Here is a 24,092-nt window from a genome sequence, read left to right as displayed (position 1 = left end):
TTCAGACTTACAAAGCTGTATGCTTAATCCCCCAGGTTTATCGGGTGAGCCGTGTCTTGAGGTATAACCGCCAGAAGACGGGTACGCCGATGTTGGTCGAGATACAGCCTGTGGCCAAGGAGTTGTTGGCTGCGTTAATGACCGACACGCTTAGGGATTCTCCTTATCTATTCACTTTCTTGAGTGGGACGAAAACGGGTGAAGAGGCCTTCCGGGAATATACCTCTGCCTTGGCTGATTTCAACAGTTCCTTGAAGGAACTGGCAAATGCCTGTGGTGTGACGGAAATGGTTACCTCGTACTCAATCCGTCACTCTTTCGCTACGACCTTGAAGGAACAGGGTGTACCGATCGAGATGATCAGCGAATTGCTGGGACACCAATCAATCAAGACGACGCAAATCTATTTGAAGAGCTTCTCTTTGGATAAGATGTCTGCGGTGAACAAGGCTTGCTTCGAGAGCATATATAATAATGTATCAAAGGTGGGGTAGGCGATCGGCTACTTGGGAAGTAGCGTAAAAGATAGGAAATGATTATTACCCAGTTGTAGAGACGGAGCGTGCTCCGTCTCCCACCGTCTGGCAGTAATTTAAAATACCCATTTGAGGGGATGAGACGGGGCACGCCCCGTCTCTACACGATGTTCGTACGATTTTTTTGGGAGACGTGATGATGCAGGAAATATGAGGTCGTTTCGTCTCCATTGTCGTGCCCATACACCACGAATAGAAACGAAAAATCGAAGAAAGATAAATTCAGAAAACAAACAAAGCCTACACAAAGCCTAAAAATTGTTTGTTATTCGGTGTTTTTTACTAAATTTGCGGCGTGGAAGATTACGCTACTTCCCAAGTAGCCGATCTTCCACGTCCCGATAGAAGAGATATTGACATGGTTTCTATTGCTTTAAAATTTTCGGGAATAGAAAAGAATGTTTGATTTAAGTATTAGATTATCAGTGTATTAATAGAATGTGCTGATATGGCATTGAAGTATCTATGGGTCATGATCTTCCCCCTTTACCATTGCGTGATGTCCACACCGTAAGATGGTATGTATTATCTCTTCCCGCTTGTCACAAAGGTCCAGCCAAGGGTTTGGAGAAGGAGTTAGATCGCAGGGTGCGTTTGGGCGAGCCTACGTTCGATTTTTTCGCCCCCTCTTTCGTGGAGATGCATCGCCGTGAGGGGCGTTTGGTGGAGACTCACCGTCCGTTGCTCTACAATTATGTGTTTATCCGCTCTTCTGTGTATGAGATCTTTCGTTTGAAACGAGATTTTCCCTTGTATAATTTCCTGCCTAGCGTGGATGGCCGTGGCTCATATCCTTTTGTCTCCGATCGTGAGATGGAAAACTTGCGTTGGGTGGCTCGTTCTTATTCGGATGAGCTTCCGGTGTATGTGCCGGAAGCGGGTTATTTGCGTAAAGGTGACCGGATACGCATCACGGATGGTCGTTTCAAAGGTGTTGAGGCAAGTGTAGTAATACAGCCCGGTGTTGGCGAGCGGGAGGTAATGGTATGCGTGGACAACTGGATGTGGGTTCCTTTATTGCGTGTTCAGCCGGGCGAGTATGAGGTGATCAGCTTGGCCGAGGAAGGCAAGCATGTATATACCCGTTTGGACAATTCCCGGATACAAAATGGTCTTCATGAGGCGTTGGGCCGTCATTGGGGGGATGGTGGCGTTACGGCTATAGATCGTGAGCTGGCGACCGAGACCTTGCGTGCCTATGGAGAGTTACAGCTGGATTCTGCCGTGATGCGGTGCAAGCTCTATTCTCTCTTGTTGCCCGCCTATACGATACTAGGGGACGAGGAGCGGCAAAAGTCGTTGATCGGAACGATCGTCTCGTTCTTACCCTTGATTCGTGCGGAACAGTCGTTGGCATTATTACTACTTACGCTTTATGGTTGTACGGATAGCAGTATCTATTATTATCGTGCGCACGAGTTGATCGATCCGTGGAGCCGGGAATCCTCCCCGAAGAAGAGTAAATTATCCTTGATCCGTCGGTTAGCCGACTACGACCGCTGGCTAAAACACGTGGGAATTGAAAATTAAAAATTCAAAACATGCCTTCTCTTCCTTCTGGCATACGCTTGGTTACGTTACTAAACGAGCATCTGAGCGAGATCATGGATCGTGAGCGCACGAACCGTACCTCGATCCATTTATATTGTACGGGTCCTTATTGGGTGGCTTTCGAGCGTTCTGCCTATCAGTTGTGTCTCACCTTCCCGGATAGCGAGATCACGCCGCTGCGCCTGTTCGCCTACCCGTTCCCGATCGTGATGGTGTCCGTGACGGATCGCTCGTTGCGTTCGTACGCCCGTAAACATATTTTGAGGCAGGACGAGACGGATTACGTGGTGCTGACCGTCCCCGAATCCTCCTTGACTGACTACCGAAGATGGCATGCCGGTGAGGTGGAGGGCTTGCCCCAGCTGACATGAACCAAAAATTTTATTCATGATGAACCTTTTTTCTAAACTCTCAACGTGGTATTTCTCAAGGAAAGCGTTGCCGTATTGGAGCATTATCCTGTTGGATTGCTTGGTGATCCTGTTTTCAGGCTTGCTGGTATATGCCTTGAATAACGGGATCTTCGCCACGATGGGCATCTTTTGGCACCTGTCGCTCACGTGGGGTGTTTGCCTAGTGCCTTATCTGGTGGGCTTTAGGCTGTTCCGTACGTATTCGGGCATCATTCGTTACTCTTCCTTCGTGGATTTGCAACGGGTGGGCTTCGCCGTGCTGTTCGGTGTGGTTTGCGTGGTGACCTTCCAAGAGTTTACGGATTTTTCGCCTTACTTGGTGTATATCCGTAAACGAGACCTTGTGCTATCCTCCCTGCTGGCGATGAGCTTGATGTGGGCGATGCGTGTGTTCGTGAAGTATTTCTACGTGACAACCTTCCGTCAGTCGAAGGCTGAGCGTGCCTTTATCTTCGGCGTGAAGCAGGGCGGTATCAGTTTGGCGAAGAGCATCCAGAACCAAGATCCCGCACAGTACGTGCTGGCAGGCTTCGTCTCGGAGGCCGGGAACATGCAGAATCGTATATTGATGGGAGTGCGTGTGTACCCTTTCGATGAGGAGCTGATCGATGCGATGCGCCGGGAGCGGGCGACGATCCTTTTCGTCTCCCCCTTGAAGAGCGACTCCATCCGGGAACAGCCGGATATGGTGGCCCGTTTGGCGGAGGCGGGGATCAAGATCTACGTGACCCCGGCGGCGCAAGAATGGGATGGCAGGAGCGATTTGACGCATACACAACTCCGGAAGGTTGAGATCGAGGATCTGCTTCCCCGGGAAAAGATAGAGATAGACATGGAGGCGGTGGGCCGCTTGCTTCGTGGTCAACGCATCCTGATAACGGGAGCCGCCGGCAGCATCGGTGGCGAGATGGTGCGCCAGATCGCCTCGTTCGCTCCGGATCGCTTGATCTTGGTAGATCAGGCGGAAACTCCCTTGCACGACATCCGCTTGATGATGGCGAGGGATTGGCGGGATATCAACGCCTATACCTTGGTGGCGGACATCGCTAACAAGTCTCGCATGGAGGAGATCTTCTCGGAGCATCGCCCCGCCTATGTATTCCATGCGGCGGCCTATAAGCACGTTCCGATGATGGAGGATAATCCTTGTGAGAGTGTGGGTAACAACGTGGACGGTACCCGTGTGATCGCCGACTTGGCCGTGAAGTATGGCACGAGGAAGTTCGTGATGATCTCCACGGACAAGGCGGTGAATCCTACGAACGTGATGGGTTGCTCGAAACGTGTCTGCGAGATTTACGTACAGAGCCTCGACAAGGCGATCAAGGAGGGCCATGTGGAAGGCGTGACGCAGTTCGTTACGACCCGCTTCGGCAACGTGCTGGGTTCTAACGGTTCCGTGATCCCATTGTTCCGTGAACAGATTGCCAAGGGCGGTCCCGTGACAGTGACGCATCCGGATATCATCCGTTTCTTCATGCTGATCCCGGAGGCCTGCCGGTTGGTATTGGAGGCGGGTACGATGGGTAACGGTGGGGAGATCTTCGTCTTCGACATGGGCAAGCCCGTGCGTATCATCGACTTGGCGAAACGTATGATTCAGCTTTCGGGCGCCAAGAACGTAGAGGTCCGGTTTACGGGTCTTCGTGCCGGCGAGAAGCTGTACGAGGAGGTACTGAACGACGAGGAGATCACGCTGCCTACCTTCCATCCGAAGATCAAGATCGCCAAGGTACGGGAGTACGATTATGATACGGTTTGCCAAGATATAGATGAACTCGTCGGCCTAGGCCGCTCGAGGGACGATATGGCCATTGTAGGCAAGATGAAGGCGATCGTCCCCGAGTTCAAGAGCCGGCACTCCAAGTACGAGGTCTTGGATAAGGCGCTAGAAAGCGCAAGCACTGATGCCTAAGGCCCCGGCGATGGTGGTGGCTATGGCGATGACTACTTTGATGATTACGCTCCAAACGTTGGTTTTCTTCTTTTCACTCATTTAAATTTGTTTTATAAGGTTGATAATACGAAGTCTGTATCAGTGAGCACGCCGAAGCGTGCCCCATTATATCTCATCCGGGCTCTCGGAGTCCGAGGAGCCGTTCTTACCGGAGATATCCACTGTTGTCTTACCGGCCTTCTGGGCCTTGATGACGGCGGCTTGGGCGGCCCGGGTGGGGACGAGGTTGAACTTGAGGCCTTGGAAGATGACTTGAAGTTCCTCGCCGGGGACGAACTGGATGTTCACCCCCTTGATATAGTCGGAGGTGAACAGGTCGGCACTCGGCGCTCCCCCGGAATTGATCTGGAGGCGGAAGGCACCCAGATCGCCGAAATTCACCTGCTTACCGGCTTTCAGACCTTCCAGCATGCACTCGGTGGTGGCGATGAGCACGGCCGAAACGTCGGCTTGGTGCACTGTGCATTTACTCGCTATCAGGGTAGATAGCTCTTTTAGACTGAGCTCGCCGTTGGTTTGCGCCTTGGCGTAGGCTTTCTTGGGTTCCTCTTTTTTCAACGGGTTGCCCATCATGGCAATGGAATAGTTTAATGACATAATCGTAAGATATTTTAAGTGATACATAAAGAACTTGGGGGATGATGAGTTGAGTCCTCACGCTTGATGACTTGGCTTTTCGTGCTCCTTGATTTAAGTCTTCGGTTTGAAAGACTTAAGTCAATTAGGCGACTTTTCTTTATCGATAACCTGACAGCGAAGGTTGCCGGGTACGTAAGAGATATGGATCCATCGGGCGCCGGGCTCTAGAATGAGCTGAGTGAACTCGAGTCCGCACAGCTCGTGCGTCTCTTGTATCAGTCGGAACAAGAGGCGATGATCATCTGGAGAGCCGGCTATCAGGTCGGCGGCGCAACCGAGGAGGTGGTGACTGTGCTTGGCTCCCCCGATAAGGATGTTCAATTCGGGGCAGCGATAGCCGCTACTGATGACGATGGGTCTGCCCCAGACCCGCCGTAGCGGGTCTAGTAGCATTTCCACTAGGATCGTGACCATCCTCCGGGCCACCGGGGTGAGGCTGTTGTCGATCCCGTCTCGCCGGGCCGTGGCGGAGTCTTCAAACTCTTGATAATTAAAGTAGCGCATAGGGGATAAGGTTGATGTTTTTGTTTCTGTAGCAAAGATACGATAGGCGGAAAGCCCGGATATACCATTTGTTTCCACCTATTCGCTCTAGGAGAAGAATTTTAGGGTTCCCCTAAAAAATCATAGAATATCTGTACTTGCTTCGGCGTGATGGAGCGATCTTTCGAGTGATAACCATGACGGATAAGGGCCTCTTTCAGTCCTTTCACGTCACGGATATATCGGTTCAACTTATGCAAAGCGTTCGAAGGGGTGCCTGTCAGGCAATATTGACGGGCGAGATCTATTTTTTTCATCTGTATTGAATTTTAAAATGACTATAGGAGAGTTTCAAGTTTCAAGGTTTCATGAACCCTCTTTCCTCACACACACGTACGTACATTATATGGGTTTCAAATAAATCCCTTTATGCTCGCCATGCAGGAGGGCTCCGGAGTCGCATAGTCGGCGTAGCCATGTCTTGGCGGTGTTCTTGGGGATGTTGGCATGCTCGGCGGTCTCCATCCATTGGACGGTGGTGAACTCGTCTGGCATGGAGCTGAGCAGACTGTCCTTTTCCGAGAGGCCTCGGCTGGTGATCTCGCCGGTAGGCAGGAATGAGAGGATATGGGTGGCGTGGAGGTAGAGCGGCTCTGCCATTGTCAGAAGGGCGGCGAAGTCATCGTCGGTGATATGGAGTTCCCAGCCTCCGATGATCTTGTCCTTTAGGTTGTCGCTGTTGATGCCTTGGGCCGGCAGCAGTAATTCCGGTTGTTCCAAGGCACGAAGCATGGCTACCACCTCCATGAAACGTACGAGGTTGATGGCGAGGCGTACCACGGAACTGTTCATCTCCTGCCCGTTGGATTGCCGGGCACGCAGGAAAAGACGTACGAAGCTGTCGTTGAAAGCGGCTTGTTGCCGCTCGTCGAGGCGCAAGGTAATGGTACCCCGGCACTTGAGCTGATCGATCGTGGCCTTCCACTCGTAGCCCATCCGGTGGAATTCCTTCTCGGCGTCTACCTCGTCGACGGAGAATTGGTCGATCCATTCCCGGATCTGCGATTTGTAGTAGAAGACCTCACGGCTGAAGAGCCCGTTCTCGCCCGAGGGGATAAGCGGCGCTACCTGTCCGGGCGTACCCGAGAGCACCATCGAGAGGAAGGTGGAGTCGCATTCCCGGTATTCGTTATCGGTCCGTCGGTTGAACGAGAGCCCGGCATGGTCAAAAGCGTTACGGAGCGTATCGCTCCAATGCCCGTAATCACCCCCGATAGCGGTGGTGATGGTATCCGCCTCGGTCTCGAAAATGATACCGGTGCCGTCCGAATCGATGATATTTTGCAAGATACCCGTCCCGGTGTTGTTGCCGGAGATGATAAACATACTGTTTTTAGGCATCTGGGGCATCTCCATCTTGGCTTTCTCCTTGCCTAAGGCATGATAGGCCGCCAAATCTTGGCGGTACTGTTTCATCGCTAGGTCCACTTGTTGGCGGATCTCCCGGTGGATAGGCTCGATAAACTTACGCAGCCACGCCATAATGCCCTTACCCGATGCGGGCGGAGCGATCACGAAGAGCTGGATACAGGGATAGATCCAATGCATCCCATAGAGGCAACGCACCGTCTTGCCCAAGGTGGCGCCTAGGGCGGTGAGAGCCGTGAGCAAAAGGATATCCCGCTGCTCGGCATTATCGGTGAAACCGAGGATGTCCCGTAGCAACGAGGGCCATGGATAGCCGGGTACCAGCCGTGGCAGGGAGGTGTAAGGCTCACTGCCGATGTGGAGTGGGGCGTCGTTTGCCTCGGTTTCCCGATCGCTGGTCTCGTGGGCTTGATCTACCGTATCGGCTGTATTATATGTACTCACACGTGTGTGTGAGGAAAAGGGTTTCGTGAAACCTTGAAACTTGAAACCTATTTCCACGCCCGCCAGCTTGGCCAAGTGGAAAGCGGTGCCCAGATGGACATTCTGGTTTCCGGTGCGCAAGGCACTGGAGAAAAGCTTGTTGGCGTGTAGGGCGTTGAACTTGGGCGATGGCTCGCAGAGACTGATGAAGTCGCTACGTCCTGCCTCCCCGCAATCGGTGGCGATGGCGAAAGCCAATTGTACATACTCGGCGTAAGTGGGGGCGATGTCGGCATGGGCCGTCCGTACCGCTTCTACTAGTTTGGAAAGATCGTTGTTCATGGTATGAATATTTTAGCGTTAGAATCGTGAGACAAGAAACAGCAGCGGGCGATATCCTTGCCACAGGTATCCACCTCACCCTTGAAGGTGTCGGCATACAGGAGCTGTATGTAACTCATGGCCCATCGAACGGTCTCGTCTCCGGGTATGAAAAGTTTCACTCCAAGTCCTCCGGGGCTGACAAAGGCGAGGCGGGTCCCGAGATAGGGGTCCTCGAAGAGGTGGTCCCGGAGTTGTTCCGCCTCCTCGAGAGAGGCGAGATGGTCGATATCGATCACTACCAACCCCGAGGCGGAGATGAGAGCGTCGCTCTTACGACGGGAAAAAACGCCGTGGGGCGTTACGAACGGCAGTTGTCGCTGTTTGAGTTGGCGGTATTCCGCTACCCTGCCTTCCCTGATGAAGGCGCGTAATTCGTTGGTAACCGTTTCGAGAGATTTATCCTCGGTGATCCATCGGTACACTTCCCGTAGTGTACAGTTCCCAGTCGGAAGCGTGTTGGTGATGGGAGGAAGGAAGTAAGACATTTGTTGGTCCATATCAATAGGATTTCAGATTAATTTTCTAAAGCTATTGCTAATAATTGATTCTGCGTTTCAGCCTATAGGCTGAAATATTGGATGATTGTTTAATGAAAATTAGCATAGTATGAAGGAAAATTTAGATTTGAACCAGATTTTATTTGATGAGTTAGTGGAATTTCCACGTAAGCGGTTAGGAATCTCTATCCGTGAGTTTTGTGCGGAGGCCCACGTAGGCACCGCCACCTACAGCAAAGCGAAAAAAAAAGAGTATCAATCCCCAGAGTCTGACCCGCTTGGTACAAGAACTATGCGTAGAGATGGATGAACCGGAGTTCATGGGGTATGGGGCCGGGGCGCTCAAGGAGGTGTATAGGGCGATGAGGCGTGGAATGGAAAAATAGAGGGTTGAAAATTGATCGTTTAGGGAAATAACGTTATATTTGTCTTGACGAACCAATAAACAGAGACGAAGATGGAAGGGCGGCGATTATATCCGATAGGAATACAGACATTCTCCAAATTGAGAGAGGGGAATTATGTGTATGTAGATAAGACGGAATTGGTCTACCGAATGACACACGGTGCGTCTGGTTATATATTCTTGAGCCGTCCCCGCCGTTTCGGGAAGTCGTTGCTTACTTCTACGCTCCATAGTTATTTCGAGGGGCGAAAGGATTTGTTTGAGGGTTTGGCTATCAAGTGTCTGGAGAAGGAGTGGACAAGCTATCCGGTGCTTCATTTCGACATGAGCACGGCAAAGCATATGGACAAGGAGCGGCTTCTGAGTGAGCTGGAGAGGAAATTGTATGGTTACGAGCAGATATACGGACGTGATGAGAGCGCTATTTATACGAACCAACGTCTGGAAAGTCTCATCCAACGTGCCTATGCCCAGACCGGTCAAAAGGTGGTTGTCTTGATCGACGAGTACGACGCTCCCTTGCTGGACGTGGTGCATGAGGAGAAGGAGCTGCCGAAGCTTTGCGACGTGATGCGTAACTTCTATAGTCCGCTGAAAGCCTGCGATCCTTATTTGCGTTTTGTTTTCTTGACCGGAATTACCAAGTTCTCCCAATTGAGCATCTTCAGTGAGTTGAACAATATAAAGAACATCAGCATGCTCCCGGAGTACGCCTCGCTCTGTGGCATCACGGAGGAGGAGATGCGTGAGCATATGGGTGAGGGTATCGGTCGTTTGGCCGACAACCTCGGCGTTTCTCCGGAGGGTGCCTTGGGTGCCTTGAAATCGAATTATGACGGTTACCATTTCACGTGGCCCTCGCCCGATATATACAACCCGTTCAGCTTGTTGAACGCCTTGGCCGACAGTAAACTAAATTCCTATTGGTTCGGTAGCGGTACGCCCACCTATTTGATCGAGATGCTGAACAAGTATCACGTGAAACCCCAGCAAATAGGCGCACGCAAGTTTTTGGCAGAGTCGTTTGACGCACCCACGGAACGGATGGTCGATATTACACCATTGCTCTATCAGAGCGGTTACATCACGATAAAGGATTATTCCTCGCTCACGAATTTGTACACGCTCGACATCCCAAACAAGGAGGTACGTATGGGATTGATGAAGAGTTTATTGCCCAATTATTTGCATCAATACACAGCGGATGGACTTACTACAGTAGCCCTTCTTTTCGAGGCGATCGCTGGAGAGCGGATAGACGATGCCCTGCGTCTGTTGCAGACCTTCCTGTCCACCATCCCCCAATGTGACAATACGGATTATGAGGGCCATTACCAGTCCTTGCTTTACACGATCTTCAGCCTGCTAGGAATGTATGTGGACGTGGAAGTCCGTACCCCCAAAGGCCGTGTGGATATGGTGATGCGCACATTGACAACACTCTATGTCGTGGAATTGAAGTTAAACAAGACCGCGGATATAGCCCTTGAGCAAATCAATTTGCGCAATTACCCGGAGCGCTTCGCTCTTTGTGGGTTGCCGATCGTAAAGGTTGGGATTAATTTTGATAGTGGGCGGCATACGTTGGGGGATTGGGTTATCGAGGGTTCTATGTCTTGTTGAGAGTTACAGGTTACTCTAGTCTGATAAAGATGTTTTATCTTCGTGCGGAAGATGTATCATCTTGTTAATGTAAGGTGTATCATCTTATCGTTGTAAGATGTATTATCTTTCAGAGGTATCAGGCTTACGGAAACGAAGAGACTCCTAATCGAATTGCGTACCTTGTTGGACAGTGGACAGTCAAAGAATTCAGAATTTAGAAGTCAGTATTATACAGAAGCCCTTAATTATCTGAATTGATTTAGGAAAGAGATATTTACTTTCTTGGATGATGGGGAACTACCGATAGATAGCAACCTTGTTGTGCGAACCATTCGGAAGCTTACTACTCAACGAAACAATTCACTTCATTACGGTAGTGATGCCGGTGCTGAAATGGCTGCTACTTATCACAGTGTGATTGGAAAGGTTAAATTACATGGCAGCTCAGCTAGGGATTTCATTGGATTGAGGATGTGTCAAAACTAAAATGACCTCTCCGAAAAATTACAGATTGTCCTTACAAGACCTAAAAGAGGCGTATCAAGCTCTGTTTTGAGTAATGGTACGACTCTTCTTTTTGTCTTTAAGGATGTTCAAGTTTCAAATCAAAAGCTCATCTGGGCTAAAATTGAGTTTTGACATATCCTCTAAAATTTTAATACAACCCGGTTTAGGGCACAGTAAAATGCCCTTAGAAAAGAGATAGAGAAAAATAGAATTTTTATCTTGTGAAAAGAAAGAATAATCTCTGCTTTGAGGTAAGTAGAGGAATCTATTTTGTTATTGCAAGAGTGGGAAAAAGATTTCAGAACGTTTTACACAACATGCTGAATAGTTACGACACAAGAACTGTTGTGTTTAAAAACAAATAATTTATAAATTAATCCGATATTTCGGTACCTTCTCAAACTCCAGTGAACACTGGGGCTAAGGGGTATGGCTATAGGGGGTAGATGCTTGCGCTAAATCGCTATTACCAGTACTAGTAAAGGCGGTTTACCTGATAAGGGAACAGAGACTTCCCCGGTAAGGGAACAGTAGATTCCCAACCGGAAGGAGTTATCTGTTCCATGCCTTGGGACAGTGCTCTCCCACTGCTTGGGACAAAAGATACGCTTGTCGAAGATATGGCAAAGACAGATTCGCGAACATCCAAGAGCATAAAAAACAGTTCGGTGGCGTTGGTGTTTTATTTCATCAACTTGATCCTCCAGTTCTTTTCCCGAAAGCTCTTCTTGGATTACTTGGGGGCGGAGGTGCTGGGGCTGAATACCACGGCTACTAATTTGCTGCAATTCTTGAACCTCGCAGAGCTGGGGGTGGGATCGGCTATCTCTTGTACCCTTTATAAACCGCTTGCCGAGAAAGATGCGAACGCAATTAATGAGATCGTATCCTTGCAAGGATGGCTCTATCGGCGTATCGCATGGATCGTAATAGCCGGGAGTGTAGTCCTGATGGCCTTTTTCCCTTGGATCTTCGCCAAGATGCCATTGCCGTTATGGTATGCGTATGCCTCTTTCGGGGCGTTGTTGGTTAGCGCACTATTGAGCTATTTTGTTAATTATAAGCAGATTGTGCTATCTGCGGATCAGCAGGAGTATAAGATACAGTATAGTTACAAAGCCTCAATGTTGGCGAAACTGCTTTGCCAAATATTGGCGATCCGGTATTTATCTAATGGGTATGTTTGGTGGCTGGTATTGGAAGTGGTGTTCGCTGTGGTGGCTTCGGTGGCTTTGAATCGGGTGATCGCCCGGACTTATCCTTGTTTAAAGACTGATTTGTATGTAGGTAAAGAGTTGGCTAGGAAATATCCGGATGTGCTCACGAAGGTCAAGCAGTTGTTTTTTCATAAGATTGCGGGATTTGCGTTGACGCAGAGTAGTCCCATTATTATATATGCCTATACGACATTAACGATAGTTGCTTTGTACGGCAATTATATGTTGATTGTAATGGGTGTTCAAACTTTGATGACGGCTCTGTTTAACAGTGTGAATGCCGGGGTTGGAAATTTGATAGCTGAAGGGGATAAGCGAAAGATCATGAGTGTATTTGCGGAACTGTTTTCTATAAGATTCTTGTTCTCGTGTATCATGTGCTTCGGGGTTCTTTTGGTTACTCCATCATTTGTCTCCTTTTGGATAGGCAAGGAATATGTTATGGATTCCTTGAGCTTGTTGTTGATGACGGCTATTCTGTTTATAAATTTAAGCCGAACAACGGTCGATACTTATATTAATGCTTATGGCTTATTTAGCGATATTTGGGCTCCGGTGATAGAAGCGTCTGTTAATGTTGGTCTATCTATCATCTTGGGGTATTCCTTTGGATTGCATGGTGTGTTATCCGGGGTTCTGATCAGCTTATTTCTAGTCGTTTTTTGTTGGAAACCTTGCTATTTATTTCGCAAGGGCTTGGATGAGCCATTGAGAATATACGTGTTTATGTATGCGAAGCATTTGGTGGTAACATTGCTTTGTGGAGTGATTGTTTTCCTTGGAATGAGATATTCAATGGAGAAAGAAAATACGACATTTTTTGCTGGATTATTAACCACTCTTGTATTCTCTGTTTTAGATACTTTAGCCTTGCTTTTTGTTGCTCAGGGGATGAGAAACCTGATGATGCGATTTGTCCGGATGTGTCATTTAACAATTATAGATGGTTGATATAATCCTCATTGTTAGATGAAAGTTCTACGTGAGGTGTTGAATATTGTATTATGGATGTATTTAAAGGAAGATGAAATATATTCTACTTGTTTTTATTAGAATTTGAATATATGAAAAAAATAAAGGGGTTAATTGTTTTGTTTTTTATCTTAATATTTCTTCAGTTTATTCTGTGGGTACAATCTCCAAGTGAGGTGATAGTGTCTTTTTTGAAATATTATTCATGCTCTATATATCTTTTTTGTATAGTCTTGTTGCTTGTCGTTAAGGATGTTGATTCTCTTTTATATACGTTTTATGTTTTAGCGTTTGGCGTTTTTATTATGTCTCGTGTATTTTTAGATGCGCTAGGATTTGAAGATGCTTATTTTTATGTCTCGACGTGGGCTAATGATTGGTCTTATTTCTCATTGTCAATTCAATTTGAGATGTTGAATTCAATTATATTTTATCTTCTTTTTTCATTTGTTGGTTTTTTGTCTTCTTGTCTCTTTGTTGATAGATATAATTATAAAATGTGCGTGAAAAATGATTCGTTGATATTTGAAATACGTCGATTGGGTTTCTTCTTGTTTATATCATTTTGTGTACCATATTTGCTGTATTTATATCAAGCTGTAAAATTTGTTGTTGAAAATGGTTATTTGGCGGTGTATTTAAATGAATCATCAACAACTGTTGATAATCCTATTTTGAGAATTAGTGATGATCTTTGTGTGGCTGGAATATACTTGTATTTAAGTACATTTCCCATAGGGAAAAAATATATATTAGTGAGTTGTTTTTACATTTTTACATTGTTGATACTGTTAGGTACTGGTGGTCGATCTGCAACATTTACGCAAGTATTGGCATTTCTTGTCTATTTAGGTATTAGAGGTATTAGAGTGAATTGGAGATGGATGTTACGTTTTGTGTTGATCGGATTTTCTTTAATATATGTAGCTCAACTCGTTAATGATTTTAGGGATAGTGGTTTTAAAGATTTAGATCAAAAAAAGGATGATGTTGTTTTCACGCAATTGATTCAATCTTTTTTTTGGCAACAAGGCACTTCTATTCAAACGATAGGCCGTACGATACAATATGTGGATGAAGTTGCTAATGGATGGCTTTATTTTGTTGGGCCAATAACAAATAGTTTTAGAGAAAATAGGTTGATGGAGTATTTGGGATTAGGAATACCTAATGGACAAACTTTAGGTACGGTACGGGAAGGGTATTCTTGGGCAGACTGGTTGTCGTATAAAGTATCTCCTAGATATTATTTAAACGGACATGGTATGGGAAGTAGTGCGATTGCGGAATCTTATCTTTTAGGGAATATGTTCGGAGTTATGATCGTTGGTTATATGTGTACATTTATAATTATGCGATTTGCCGGTAGATGTAAGAAAAAATATTCATATATGTATATATTGTTTTATGTGCTTCCTGTATTTTTTATGTCTCCAAGAGCGGAGCCTTTAAGTGTTATAACAGCTTTATATAGACCTTTTTGTGTTTTGTTTTGTGTTCAATTGATTTATTGGTTTAAAAGAAAATATAAGCTTAATTGTTTGTTTATTCCTTTCTGATTTTCACATTGTTTCTAGGAGGAATTTTTTCTGGTGTTATGTTTTATCTGTTCGTAAATGATGAAAAGAAAGTATTCAGTAATTGTTCCGGTTTATAATGTTGAGAAATATATCAATGAGTGCTTGAGCTCGTTGATAAATCAAACATATAAAAATATCGAGATTGTAGTGATAAATGATGGCTCTAGTGATAACTCTTTATCTTTAATTGAAGAGTATAGTAGGATTGATGATAGAATTCGTGTTATAGATCAAAAAAATATGGGCTTAGGATATACTCGTAATGTTGGTATTGATAATGCAGTAGGAGATTATATTCTGTTTGTTGATTCGGATGATTATATATCTTTGAATACTTGTGAAGAAATAGAGGCGGTTTTATCGTATAATAATGAGGTTGATATAATTGTATTAGGAAGATATCGCTTTGCTGATGAGGTTTATATGCAAGACCCTATAAGTAAGGGGAAAACTTGTTTTGAAACAGGTGAATCTTATTTGCTACATTGTGTGAAAAATGAGTGTTTTACAGCTTCTTCTTGTAATAAGGTCTTTAATAGATCATTTTTGGAGAAAAATGAATTAAGATTTGATACAGGTGTTTTATATGAGGATCTATTATTTGTGTTTAAGGCTTTGATTTGTTCGTCTTCTTTGATCGTGATGGATTCTCCTTACTATTATTATAGATGGAATAGAAAAGATAGTATAATTAATACGATAAAAGAGAAGGATAAAGATGTACTGTATACTGTGAATATGATGGAAAAATTCTTGGTGCAAAAAAATAAAATTTATTTGAAAGAAAATGCTTTGTATAAAGAACTTATTTTTACTTGGGTTGGTAATGCTTTGTTATTTAAATATCCTCAAAAAAAGCCTTTTTCAATTAGAGCTAATCGTATTGTTAAAGAGGTTTTAAATGATATGAATTTTAAGAAATATGTTCAATATTTTTGGGTTAATGGGAGTGTAAAAAAGAAGTGGAAATTAGTCGCTTTTTGCGCCTTATATGCTTATCCAATATTTGTTATTGGTATTTATTTATATTTTAATATATATAAACGTAGATCATGAGAAATATAGCTGTGGTTTTGGCCGGTGGCTTCGGTCAACGTTTAGGTGATGCGACGCCTAAACAGTTCTTGAAGTTGGCAGGGAAAAAAGTGATTGAACATACGATAGATGTTTTCCAAAATCATCCGTTAATAGATGAGATCGTTGTGGTTTCTAATCCTAATTATGTGCAGGAGGTAGAGAATATCTTGGTGAAGAATGAATATTCCAAGATGAAGAAAATCCTCAAGGGAGGAAAGGAACGTTACCATTCAAGTTTAGCGGCGATTAATGCTTATGAGGAAGAGGTGAATATGATCTTCCATGATGCGGTTCGCCCATTGGTCAATGATCGTATTATTACTGATTGCATCAATGCGTTGAAAACGTATAATGCGGTGGATGTTGCGATCAAGACGACTGATACAATCATTCAAGTGGATGTGGAAGACCATATTACAGGAATACCAGCTCGTGAGTATTTGCGTAATGGGCAGACTCCGCAAGCTTTTAAACGTTCTACGATAAAGCGGGCTTATGAATTAGCATTGAAAGATCTTGATTTTCAAACGACAGATGATTGTGGAGTTGTTTACAGATATCTTCCGGAAGAATTCGTGTATGTAGTCAAGGGTGAACAGTTTAATATGAAATTGACTTACAAAGAAGATCTGTTTTTATTGGATAAGTTGTTTCAGCTAAAATCAATCGCTCAACAGAATGAAACGGTAACTCCTAAGACTATAGCCGCTTTGCCTTCATCGGTTATTGTTGTTTTTGGCGGAAGCTATGGGATTGGGCTTGATATTATCCATATTTGTCGCCAGTACGGGGCGCATATCTATTCTTTCAGCCGTTCAGAGAATGGAGTGGATGTCTCCGATTCGGCTCTAGTGGCTGATGCTTTGAGAACTGTCATGGATAAGGAAGGGCGTATAGATGCGGTTGTCAATACGGCTGGAGTCTTGAATCGGGAGCCATTGGCTACAATGACATATGAGGAGATTTGTAAAAGTATTCATGTGAATTATCTTGGAGCTGTTATTGTAGCAAGGGAATCTTATCCATATTTAAAAATGAGCAAAGGGGCGCTGCTGCTGTTTACTTCCAGTTCTTATACGAGGGGGCGTCAATTATATAGCTTGTATTCATCTTCTAAAGCCGCTATCGTGAATTTTGTACAAGCGTTGAGTGAAGAGTGGCAGGATAGTGGTATTCGTATCAATTGTATTAATCCGGAACGGACTAAGACCCCTATGCGGGAGAGAAATTTTGGCATAGAACCGGAGGATACCTTGTTGAAATCAAGTGTTGTTGCGTCTGTGTCGGTGAATACTATATTTTCTTCCCTGACCGGAGAAGTGGTGGATGTTAAAAAAAGACCGTAAAGATGAAATCTGATAGTGAATTGATGAATGAGTTAGCTCATAAAACGAATTATTTACATGAGATGACATCTTCGGAGTCTTCTGCCATGAAGCGAGCTTTGTTGGATATATACAGGGATGTAGCGAAATTATGTGAAAAAGAAGGCTTGACATTAATGCTTAGTGGTGGAAGTTGTTTGGGGGCTATCCGACATAAGGGTTTTATTCCTTGGGATGATGATTTAGACGTAATGATGAGGCGTGATGATTATGAAAAATTGATTCGATTGTGTAAGGAGGGGAGATTGGGGAATAAATATGAGTTTGACTATCCTAATAGAGACACTGATGCAAAAACTGTGTTCTTGAAGATATATAGAAAGAACTCCTTTAATATAGAGCTTTTTAATGAGAATTCACCCTTCCCCAAAGGATTATATATTGATGTGTTTGCTTTAGATTCAGTGCCTAAGTATAAAATCGCACAAGCTATAAAAGGTTTTATCGCCAATGTAATCCAGTTTGTATCCATCATGGTTTTATATGCGCAATATCCAAGCGAGTCTTTGTCAGAATTTGTATCTCTAGATTCATCGTTAAAGAGAAGATTCCAAATTAAGAAAATGCTGGGATCTATCTTTGGTATTATTCCACATGCGAAATGGGTTTATTGGTTTGATCGTTTTGTGGCTTCTTCAAAGAGAGGGAATCCTCTAGGTATTCCTACTGGTAGAAAATATTATAACGGAGAAATATTTGATGCTTCTGTATATTTTCCTCCAAAAGAGGCTTTATTTGAAGGAGAAATCGTTTATATACCTGCTGACTATGATCGGTATTTGACCAATCTTTATCATGATTATATGCAATTGCCTCCAGAGGAAAAAAGAGAGAGGCATTTTATTGTAAAGTTTCAATTGCCTAATGATTAAATTGTGAGCAAATTATTTGTGTCATGGATTCTCGTAAACGTATTCTTGTAATTAGTTCTAAACGTCCATTTCCAGTTCAAGACGGAGCTTCTATTCGTACATCTCAAATGATTCGGATGTTGTCACAAATATTTGAAGTTGATTTGGTATATACTTGTAATCCTTATAAAACATTTGCGGATCTAACCGAATTGCGTTGTTTTTGTCGACAAATAAGTGAATTCTTAGAGCCCAAGTGGAAATGTGTATTACGCGCATTATTGGGCTTTTTTAAATCTAGACCATTACAATGTAGTTATTTTTATTCTCCGAGGATGATGAGTTATATACAGGAACATTTATCTTTGTATGATTATGTTTTTTGTAATAATATTAGAACCGTTCCGTACGTTGATGGAAGTAAGTGTAATAAGATAATTGATTATGTTGATGCTATTTCAATGAACTATATTGGAGCTTCTTTAAAAGCGAATTGGATATGGAGGCTGGTTTATAAATTCGAGGCAAATCGATTAATTAGTTATGAGAATAAAGTTTTAAAATCTTTTGATAAATTTATTATTATATCCGATGTCGATCGTCAGTTTATTTTGAGGCATGCAGATCTAGAAATTTCAAATAAACATATTGAGGTAATCGGTAATAGTGTTGATTTTGACGATCAACTTATTATTCCTAATGATTCTCGAAATATTGTTTTTGTAGGATCTATGTTTTATGAACCAAATATAGTTGCTGTAACGACTTTTGTTCGATATGTGCTACCTCTTATTTTGCTTTTGGATTCATCCGTTCGTTTTTATATTGTAGGCTCTCGACCATCTGCCTCTGTTTGTCGACTTGCATCTGAGCATGTTATTATTACGGGGTTTGTCGATGATCCTAAGTTTTATTTGAAGAAAGCTTCTGTTGTGGTTGTTCCGATGTATTCTGGAGCTGGAGTACAAAATAAAATTATTGAAGCGATGTCAATCGGTTGCTGTGTTGTGACAACTGAAATTGGAGCAGAAGGACTGGAGGGGATTGTTGATGGAGAACATATCTTTATCCGAACTGATTTTCAAAAAATGGCTGATACTATTATAAAATTAATGGATGATCGTTCTCTAAGAGAAAAAATAGGTAAGCAAGCGAAAAAATATATTGCAGATAATCTAACATTTGATCATATTTATGATAAATTCAAAAAAGTTTTTTACGATTTTGATTGAATGATTAATAATAATTATAAACTTGTATGAGGTTATGAGTATAAAAAAAATTCCTTTTTCTCCTCCTGATATAACTGAAAGTGAAGTTTATTTAGTATCAGAGGCTCTTCGTTCCGGTTGGATCACTACGGGGCCTAAGACAAAAGAATTTGAGAGATTAATTGCCATGTGCTGCCAAACGGATCAAGCTGTATGCTTGAATTCGGCTACGGCTTGTATGGAGTTGATATTGCGTGTTTTGGGCGTTGGGCCAGGAGACGAGGTGATTACTTCCGCTTATACGTATACCGCTACCGCAAGTGTAACTTGTCATGTGGGGGCAAAGGTTGTCATGGTAGATACCGCTCCTGATTCGTTTGAGATGGATTATGATAAGTTGGCAGATGCGATCACGGAGAAGACAAAGGTGGTTCTGCCTGTTGATCTTGCCGGTGTGGTTTGTGATTATGATAAGATATTCGCTGCCGTAGAGAGCAAGAAACATTTGTTTTCGCCAGTGAATGATATCCAGAAGGCATACGGTCGGGTTATCGTACTTGCGGATGCCGCCCATGCTTTTGGTGCCAAATGGCATGGAAAGATGTGTGGTGAGATCGCTGATTTTACTTCGTTTTCCTTCCATGCCGTGAAAAATCTTACGACAGCAGAGGGAGGTGCGTTGACTTGGAGAAATCATGATGGGGTTGACAACGAGTCTCTTTATAAACAGTTTCAATTGCTTTCCCTTCATGGGCAGAACAAGGACGCACTAGCTAAGACGAGGTTGGGAGCATGGGAGTATGATATTGTCGCTCCGTATTATAAGTGTAATATGACGGATGTAATGGCGGGTATTGGTCTTGCGCAGTTGAAGCGTTATCCGGAAATGCTGTATCGTCGTCGTCAGATTATTGAGAGGTATAATGAAGGACTGAGGGGGTGCGATGTGCAGGTCTTGGATCATTTTGGTGATGACCATTCTTCGAGTGGGCATTTGTATCTAGTACGTTTGCTTGGTGAGGATGTGGAATATCGAAATGCTGTGATAGAGCGGATGGCTGAACGTGGAATCGCTTGTAACGTACATTATAAGCCTTTACCAATGATGACGGCCTATAAAAATTTAGGTTTTGATATCGTAGATTATCCGAATGCTTACAACCAATACCATAACGAGATTACTCTTCCTTTGCATACCAGTCTTACGAATGAGGACGTAGAGTATGTGATTTCTAATTTTGTTGATATTATTACCCAATAAAATAATCAATCGATTTGAAACGTTTTTTTGATGTTGTAGCCAGCGGGATAGGTCTTATCTTGCTAAGTCCTTTGTTTGTTATTCTGGCAATTTGGATTAAGTGTGATTCTACCGGACCTGTTTTTTATAGGTAAATTCGTGTAGGACGTAACAATCGAGATTTTCAGTTGCTTAAATTTCGAAGTATGCGTGTAGGTTCTGATAAGAAGGGACTTATTACCGTAGGAGGGCGTGATCCACGGATTACACGGTCTGGTTATTATATCCGTAAGTATAAATTGGATGAGTTTCCTCAATTGATCAATGTACTTAAAGGGGATATGAGTTTGGTAGGTCCTCGGCCCGAGGTGCGTAAGTATGTCGATATGTATACGACTGAACAAAGGCGTGTGTTGGCTGTCCGGCCGGGTATTACAGATTACGCATCTATAGTGTATATGGATGAAAATAGGTTACTTGGACAGTCTTCAAATCCCGACAAAACTTATGTTGAGGATATTATGCCGGCGAAAATTGAACTCAATATGAGATATATTAACCATCCTACATTGTTTGAGTACTTTAAGCTGATATTTCTTACGATTTTTAAAATAGCTAGATAAAAAAGATCGATTTTGTTTTTATGTGAAATGTTATCGGGAGAGTTGGTGTAATAGCCGGCTCTCCCGTTTTTTATTTCTATTGAACGCTTGCGCTTAAAAGGCGATCGCCACCTCCGCACCGATCTGGAAAGGCTTACCTAGTTGGATAAACGGATTCCCGAATGACTCGAAATAAAATGCAGAGTAATGGGTGTTCGTTATATTACGGCTCCATAGGTTTACGTTGACGATACCTTTGCGTACGCCTACCTTTGCGTTCACCGTTCCGTAGAATTTCTGGTAGATGTCGTTTCGCTCGGTCCAGAAGATCTTTCCGACACCGCTGAATTGGGCGGAGGCGGAGAATTGGTCTATCCATGCGTTACGGAACAGGCGGGTGTATTGCAGTCCGACGTTGAGGGTATGACGTGGGGTATATGGGATGAAGTTGTTCTTGAAATCCTCTTTCCCGTTGTTGTAATCCCGGAACGTAGCATGGGTGAAACCGTAATTAACGTCGGCGGTTAGCCCATCGATGATGCGGGCACGCAAGGAGGCCTCTATACCGTAGCTTTTTGCTTTCCCGGCGTTGGTGAGGATACGGCCGTTTCCGCTATTTACGAATTTGGTCAGCTGCACGTCTTTAATGTCCATATAGAAACCTGTCAATTCTGCGCTTAGGCGTTGGAATAGCAACTCGCTACGGATACCGATCTCGTAGTTCCAGCTTTTCTCCGGTTTGTAGGCGGCTACTTCCTCGATGGGGGTAGGTTCTTTGACCTCGATCGGCATCATGTCCTTGAAAGCGCTCATCATATCGTATTGCATCTGGCTTTGCATCACGTCTGCCGACATTTGTACGTTGTAGCCCCCGGTCTTATAACCTTTCGCTACCGATACATAGGTGAACGTGTTTGGCGAGCATTCGTACTTTAAAGATATTTTCGGAAGTACTTGCCAGAAGTCTTGGGAGACACTGGCGTCCATCACGGTGGTTGGGATCGGGAAAAGTTTCTCGATGTCGATAACCGGTCCGTTTTCTACGAAGCCGAACCCCATTCTCATCTTAGCCTCGGAATTGTAATCCATCTTTTGCTTCTCGTAATCCAAGCGGATACCGGCGGTAATTGACAGGCCTTCCGTGAACAGATTGTTATAAGTGGATTGGTGATACAATGCAAGGCCGTAAGAAGGGGTGTCGAAAGAACCCGGAATATAAAGATGATCGTCCAGTATTTTTAGATAGGGCATTTTAGGGTGATCTTTCTTCAATTGATCGAATACGGGCTGGAGAACGGTCTTAATTCCGTCTTCCTTGAAATCGACCGGGCCGTCCGTATGTAGATCGTCGTAGAAACCGTAGAGTCCGAAGGACCATTGGTAATTATTCCTCGTGTTGCTCTTGATCGCCAATTCCTCGCTGAAAGCGTTTTGCTTTTGCTTTTGGTTGAGGGTAAAGATCGAGAGAGGGGAGAAGTCTTGATCCATCTTCATATCATCCTTGAAATATTGATGACCGGTGATACTGCTCAGTATCACGTGCTCATTCCGGTATTCGAGGGACAGGTTATTGGCGATGACCGTCCGTTTATAAGAGCTGGGATCGTTGATATTGATAGGATTTACATACTTGTGATCGGTATTTCCGGTTCCGATGAACATACCATATGGAAACGCTCCTTGATCCGTATAATCTACGGAAAGGGAGTAGGAGGCACGGAAGCTCGGATTGAAGCGACCTTCTAACTTGAATCGGCCGCCTACATTGTCTTCCTTATCGATCTTTTTCCCATCGTAGGCATTGGTGTAGAAACCGTCGCTATGGTCATAGAAAGCGGCGGCGGTGAATCCGATGGTCTCGCTCAACTTAGCATAATGGGAGGCTTTGACTTTATATTGCCCGTAGCTTCCGGCCGATAGGGAGAGTTTCTTTCCTTGGTAATCGAACGGGGAGATGGTATAGATATTTACGATGCCCCCCATGGCGTTACGACCATACAAGGTTCCTTGCGGCCCTCGTAATACCTCGATGCGTTGGATATCGGTCAGCTCGAAATCGAAGGTGCTTTTATCCAGATAAGGCACGTTGTCTACATATAAGCCCACGGATTGTCCGCTACTTCTGGCTCCGATACCGCGGATATAGATGGCCGAGGTTAGTTTTGCCCCATAATCCGGCATGTATAGATTCGGGACGAAAGAACTTATATCCTTTAATGCGTCGATCTGCCTGCCGGAGATCATTTGCGGGGAAAGGATTGATACGGAACCGGGTAACGTACGGAGGTTATTTGTCTCCTTCGTGGATGAGGTCACGATTACCTCACCCATGTTATAGGTTTTTATCGTGTCGTTCTCGTTAGCCTTGATATTCTCGGCGTATACATTTTGCAGCCCCAACGCACCTAGGGCGATGATACCTAAGTAGTGTCTCTTCATCGAATTTCTTTTGTTAGTATATTTTTTCAATCGCGAAGAAACGGTAAAGAAACAGGATGGTCAATCACTAGATGTAGTGATTTTGAAAGCTGGTTTGTTGGCTTCGCTATAGTTCGATATCGTCACCTGAGATGATCCCGTTCATGATGGCGTAGAAGGTGAGGCCGGAAACGGTCTTGATGCCCAGCTTGGCGGTGATGTTCTTACGATGGGTGAGGACGGTGTTCAAGCTGATGTTCAGCTTATCGGCGATCTCTTTATTCGTGATGCCTTTTACGATCAGTTGAAGTACGTCTACCTCACGGCTGGATAGGTCCTTGTTGTTTTCGGTAGTGGTGTTGCCGGAGCTGTCGCTCGTAAATAATTGTTGCAATTGCTCGATAATGGTCTCTTGGGAGGAACGTAACGTGATACGGTTCGTAGACGAGAGCGCCCCGTGTTCTTCGGTGCTGTCGATGAGGAGGGCGGTCTTGTTTCTTCTCGGGAGGAAGAAATCTGCGTTGAGCACAAGGGTATCTGAATCGGTGAAATAGTAATCGTAGGTGTCGCTTCCTGTGGAGGAAAGCATCTCGAAATTTGGAAAATAGCAAACCTCTACCGGGGGGAAGTAGTCGGTCAGCAAGCTTTGCAGCCCAATACTTCTTAGGGTATCAGACAGTATGATCGCTATTTGTTTGTTTCGATGCATT

Annotated in this window: 21 protein-coding genes and 2 pseudogenes; 15 read left to right on the top strand and 8 right to left on the bottom strand. The window is 44.4% G+C overall.

Features of this window, described 5'->3' with window-relative positions; genetic code table 11:
* The 4 genes from DW033_RS21625 to DW033_RS21605 all read left to right on the top strand — a co-directional run.
* Positions 1-494 (top strand): site-specific integrase (locus tag DW033_RS21625; RefSeq protein WP_147423690.1); only part of this gene is annotated, 494 nt, incomplete at its 5' end.
* 507 nt (positions 495-1,001) lie between these two features.
* Entirely contained in the window at positions 1,002-2,066 is a 1,065-nt protein-coding gene (locus DW033_RS21615; RefSeq protein ID WP_009017042.1) for a transcription termination/antitermination protein NusG, read from the top strand.
* 11 nt (positions 2,067-2,077) lie between these two features.
* On the top strand, positions 2,078-2,458 hold the full coding sequence (locus DW033_RS21610; RefSeq protein WP_005868553.1) for a hypothetical protein: 381 nt from the start codon (positions 2,078-2,080) through the stop codon (positions 2,456-2,458).
* 16 nt (positions 2,459-2,474) lie between these two features.
* On the top strand, positions 2,475-4,415 hold the full coding sequence (locus tag DW033_RS21605) for a nucleoside-diphosphate sugar epimerase/dehydratase (protein ID WP_057319435.1): 1,941 nt from the start codon (positions 2,475-2,477) through the stop codon (positions 4,413-4,415).
* Here DW033_RS21605 and DW033_RS24545 read toward each other — a convergent pair.
* From DW033_RS24545 to DW033_RS21580, 6 genes are all read right to left on the bottom strand, one after another.
* Positions 4,389-4,496 carry a smalltalk protein gene (locus DW033_RS24545; protein WP_022193190.1) on the bottom strand — a complete coding sequence of 36 codons (108 nt, stop codon included), beginning with the start codon at positions 4,494-4,496 and terminating at the stop codon, positions 4,389-4,391. The genes DW033_RS21605 and DW033_RS24545 overlap by 27 nt on opposite strands.
* Positions 4,497-4,562: 66 nt before the next feature.
* Positions 4,563-5,054, bottom strand: coding sequence for a DsbA family protein (locus DW033_RS21600; protein ID WP_005868556.1), 492 nt, complete (start codon positions 5,052-5,054; stop codon positions 4,563-4,565).
* A 120-nt stretch (positions 5,055-5,174) separates the two neighbouring features.
* Positions 5,175-5,600 (bottom strand): D-Ala-D-Ala carboxypeptidase family metallohydrolase, encoded by a 426-nt coding sequence (locus tag DW033_RS21595; RefSeq protein WP_122114813.1) that lies wholly within the window; start codon positions 5,598-5,600, stop codon positions 5,175-5,177.
* A gap of 101 nt (positions 5,601-5,701) precedes the next feature.
* Positions 5,702-5,896, bottom strand: a complete 195-nt coding sequence (locus DW033_RS21590; protein WP_005868558.1) for a DUF4248 domain-containing protein — start codon at positions 5,894-5,896, stop codon at positions 5,702-5,704.
* Between the two features lie 85 nt (positions 5,897-5,981).
* On the bottom strand, positions 5,982-7,772 hold the full coding sequence (locus DW033_RS21585; RefSeq protein WP_122114814.1) for a DUF3987 domain-containing protein: 1,791 nt from the start codon (positions 7,770-7,772) through the stop codon (positions 5,982-5,984).
* Positions 7,769-8,311, bottom strand: coding sequence for a BT4734/BF3469 family protein (locus DW033_RS21580; protein WP_005868561.1), 543 nt, complete (start codon positions 8,309-8,311; stop codon positions 7,769-7,771). Before DW033_RS21580 ends, DW033_RS21585 begins: the two co-directional genes overlap by 4 nt.
* A gap of 109 nt (positions 8,312-8,420) precedes the next feature.
* On the opposite strand from DW033_RS21580, the gene DW033_RS21575 reads away from it, so the two are divergent.
* The 11 genes and pseudogenes from DW033_RS21575 to DW033_RS21525 all read left to right on the top strand — a co-directional run bounded on the left by DW033_RS21575 (position 8,421) and on the right by DW033_RS21525 (position 20,985).
* Positions 8,421-8,621, top strand: coding sequence for a hypothetical protein (locus DW033_RS21575; protein WP_005868570.1), 201 nt, complete (start codon positions 8,421-8,423; stop codon positions 8,619-8,621).
* Between the two features lie 147 nt (positions 8,622-8,768).
* Positions 8,769-10,340, top strand: a complete 1,572-nt coding sequence (locus DW033_RS21570; RefSeq protein ID WP_048928179.1) for an ATP-binding protein — start codon at positions 8,769-8,771, stop codon at positions 10,338-10,340.
* 132 nt (positions 10,341-10,472) lie between these two features.
* Positions 10,473-10,787, top strand: a pseudogene (locus tag DW033_RS21565) (transposase); the annotation flags it as partial.
* 662 nt (positions 10,788-11,449) lie between these two features.
* A complete protein-coding gene (locus DW033_RS21560) occupies positions 11,450-12,997 on the top strand; it encodes a lipopolysaccharide biosynthesis protein (RefSeq protein WP_048928205.1) in 1,548 nt (515 codons plus the stop codon).
* A gap of 113 nt (positions 12,998-13,110) precedes the next feature.
* Positions 13,111-14,577, top strand: a complete 1,467-nt coding sequence (locus DW033_RS21555; RefSeq protein ID WP_057319431.1) for an O-antigen polysaccharide polymerase Wzy family protein — start codon at positions 13,111-13,113, stop codon at positions 14,575-14,577.
* Between the two features lie 57 nt (positions 14,578-14,634).
* Positions 14,635-15,654: a glycosyltransferase family 2 protein gene (locus DW033_RS21550; RefSeq protein ID WP_229103461.1), complete on the top strand. Its 1,020-nt coding sequence runs from the start codon at positions 14,635-14,637 to the stop codon at positions 15,652-15,654.
* Positions 15,651-17,021 (top strand): bifunctional cytidylyltransferase/SDR family oxidoreductase, encoded by a 1,371-nt coding sequence (locus DW033_RS21545; protein WP_009276125.1) that lies wholly within the window; start codon positions 15,651-15,653, stop codon positions 17,019-17,021. The genes DW033_RS21550 and DW033_RS21545 overlap by 4 nt, the downstream gene beginning before the upstream one ends.
* Before the next feature lie 2 nt (positions 17,022-17,023).
* Positions 17,024-17,932: a phosphorylcholine transferase LicD gene (locus DW033_RS21540; RefSeq protein WP_048928180.1), complete on the top strand. Its 909-nt coding sequence runs from the start codon at positions 17,024-17,026 to the stop codon at positions 17,930-17,932.
* Between the two features lie 23 nt (positions 17,933-17,955).
* Positions 17,956-19,143 carry a glycosyltransferase gene (locus DW033_RS21535; protein ID WP_048928181.1) on the top strand — a complete coding sequence of 396 codons (1,188 nt, stop codon included), beginning with the start codon at positions 17,956-17,958 and terminating at the stop codon, positions 19,141-19,143.
* 40 nt (positions 19,144-19,183) lie between these two features.
* Complete coding sequence (locus DW033_RS21530) at positions 19,184-20,383, top strand: DegT/DnrJ/EryC1/StrS aminotransferase family protein (RefSeq protein ID WP_029257136.1); 1,200 nt, start codon at positions 19,184-19,186, stop codon at positions 20,381-20,383.
* Between the two features lie 14 nt (positions 20,384-20,397).
* Positions 20,398-20,985: pseudogene (locus DW033_RS21525) on the top strand (sugar transferase).
* A 93-nt stretch (positions 20,986-21,078) separates the two neighbouring features.
* Here DW033_RS21525 and DW033_RS21520 read toward each other — a convergent pair.
* Positions 21,079-23,403 carry a TonB-dependent receptor gene (locus DW033_RS21520; protein WP_122383134.1) on the bottom strand — a complete coding sequence of 775 codons (2,325 nt, stop codon included), beginning with the start codon at positions 23,401-23,403 and terminating at the stop codon, positions 21,079-21,081.
* A gap of 106 nt (positions 23,404-23,509) precedes the next feature.
* Entirely contained in the window at positions 23,510-24,091 is a 582-nt protein-coding gene (locus DW033_RS21515) for a LuxR C-terminal-related transcriptional regulator (protein ID WP_005868594.1), read from the bottom strand.
* Between the last annotated feature and the right edge of the window lies 1 nt (position 24,092).

The organism is Parabacteroides sp. AF39-10AC, assembly GCF_003635405.1.
GTDB lineage: Bacteria > Bacteroidota > Bacteroidia > Bacteroidales > Tannerellaceae > Parabacteroides > Parabacteroides distasonis.
This window is presented reverse-complemented; position numbering and strand designations above follow the sequence as displayed.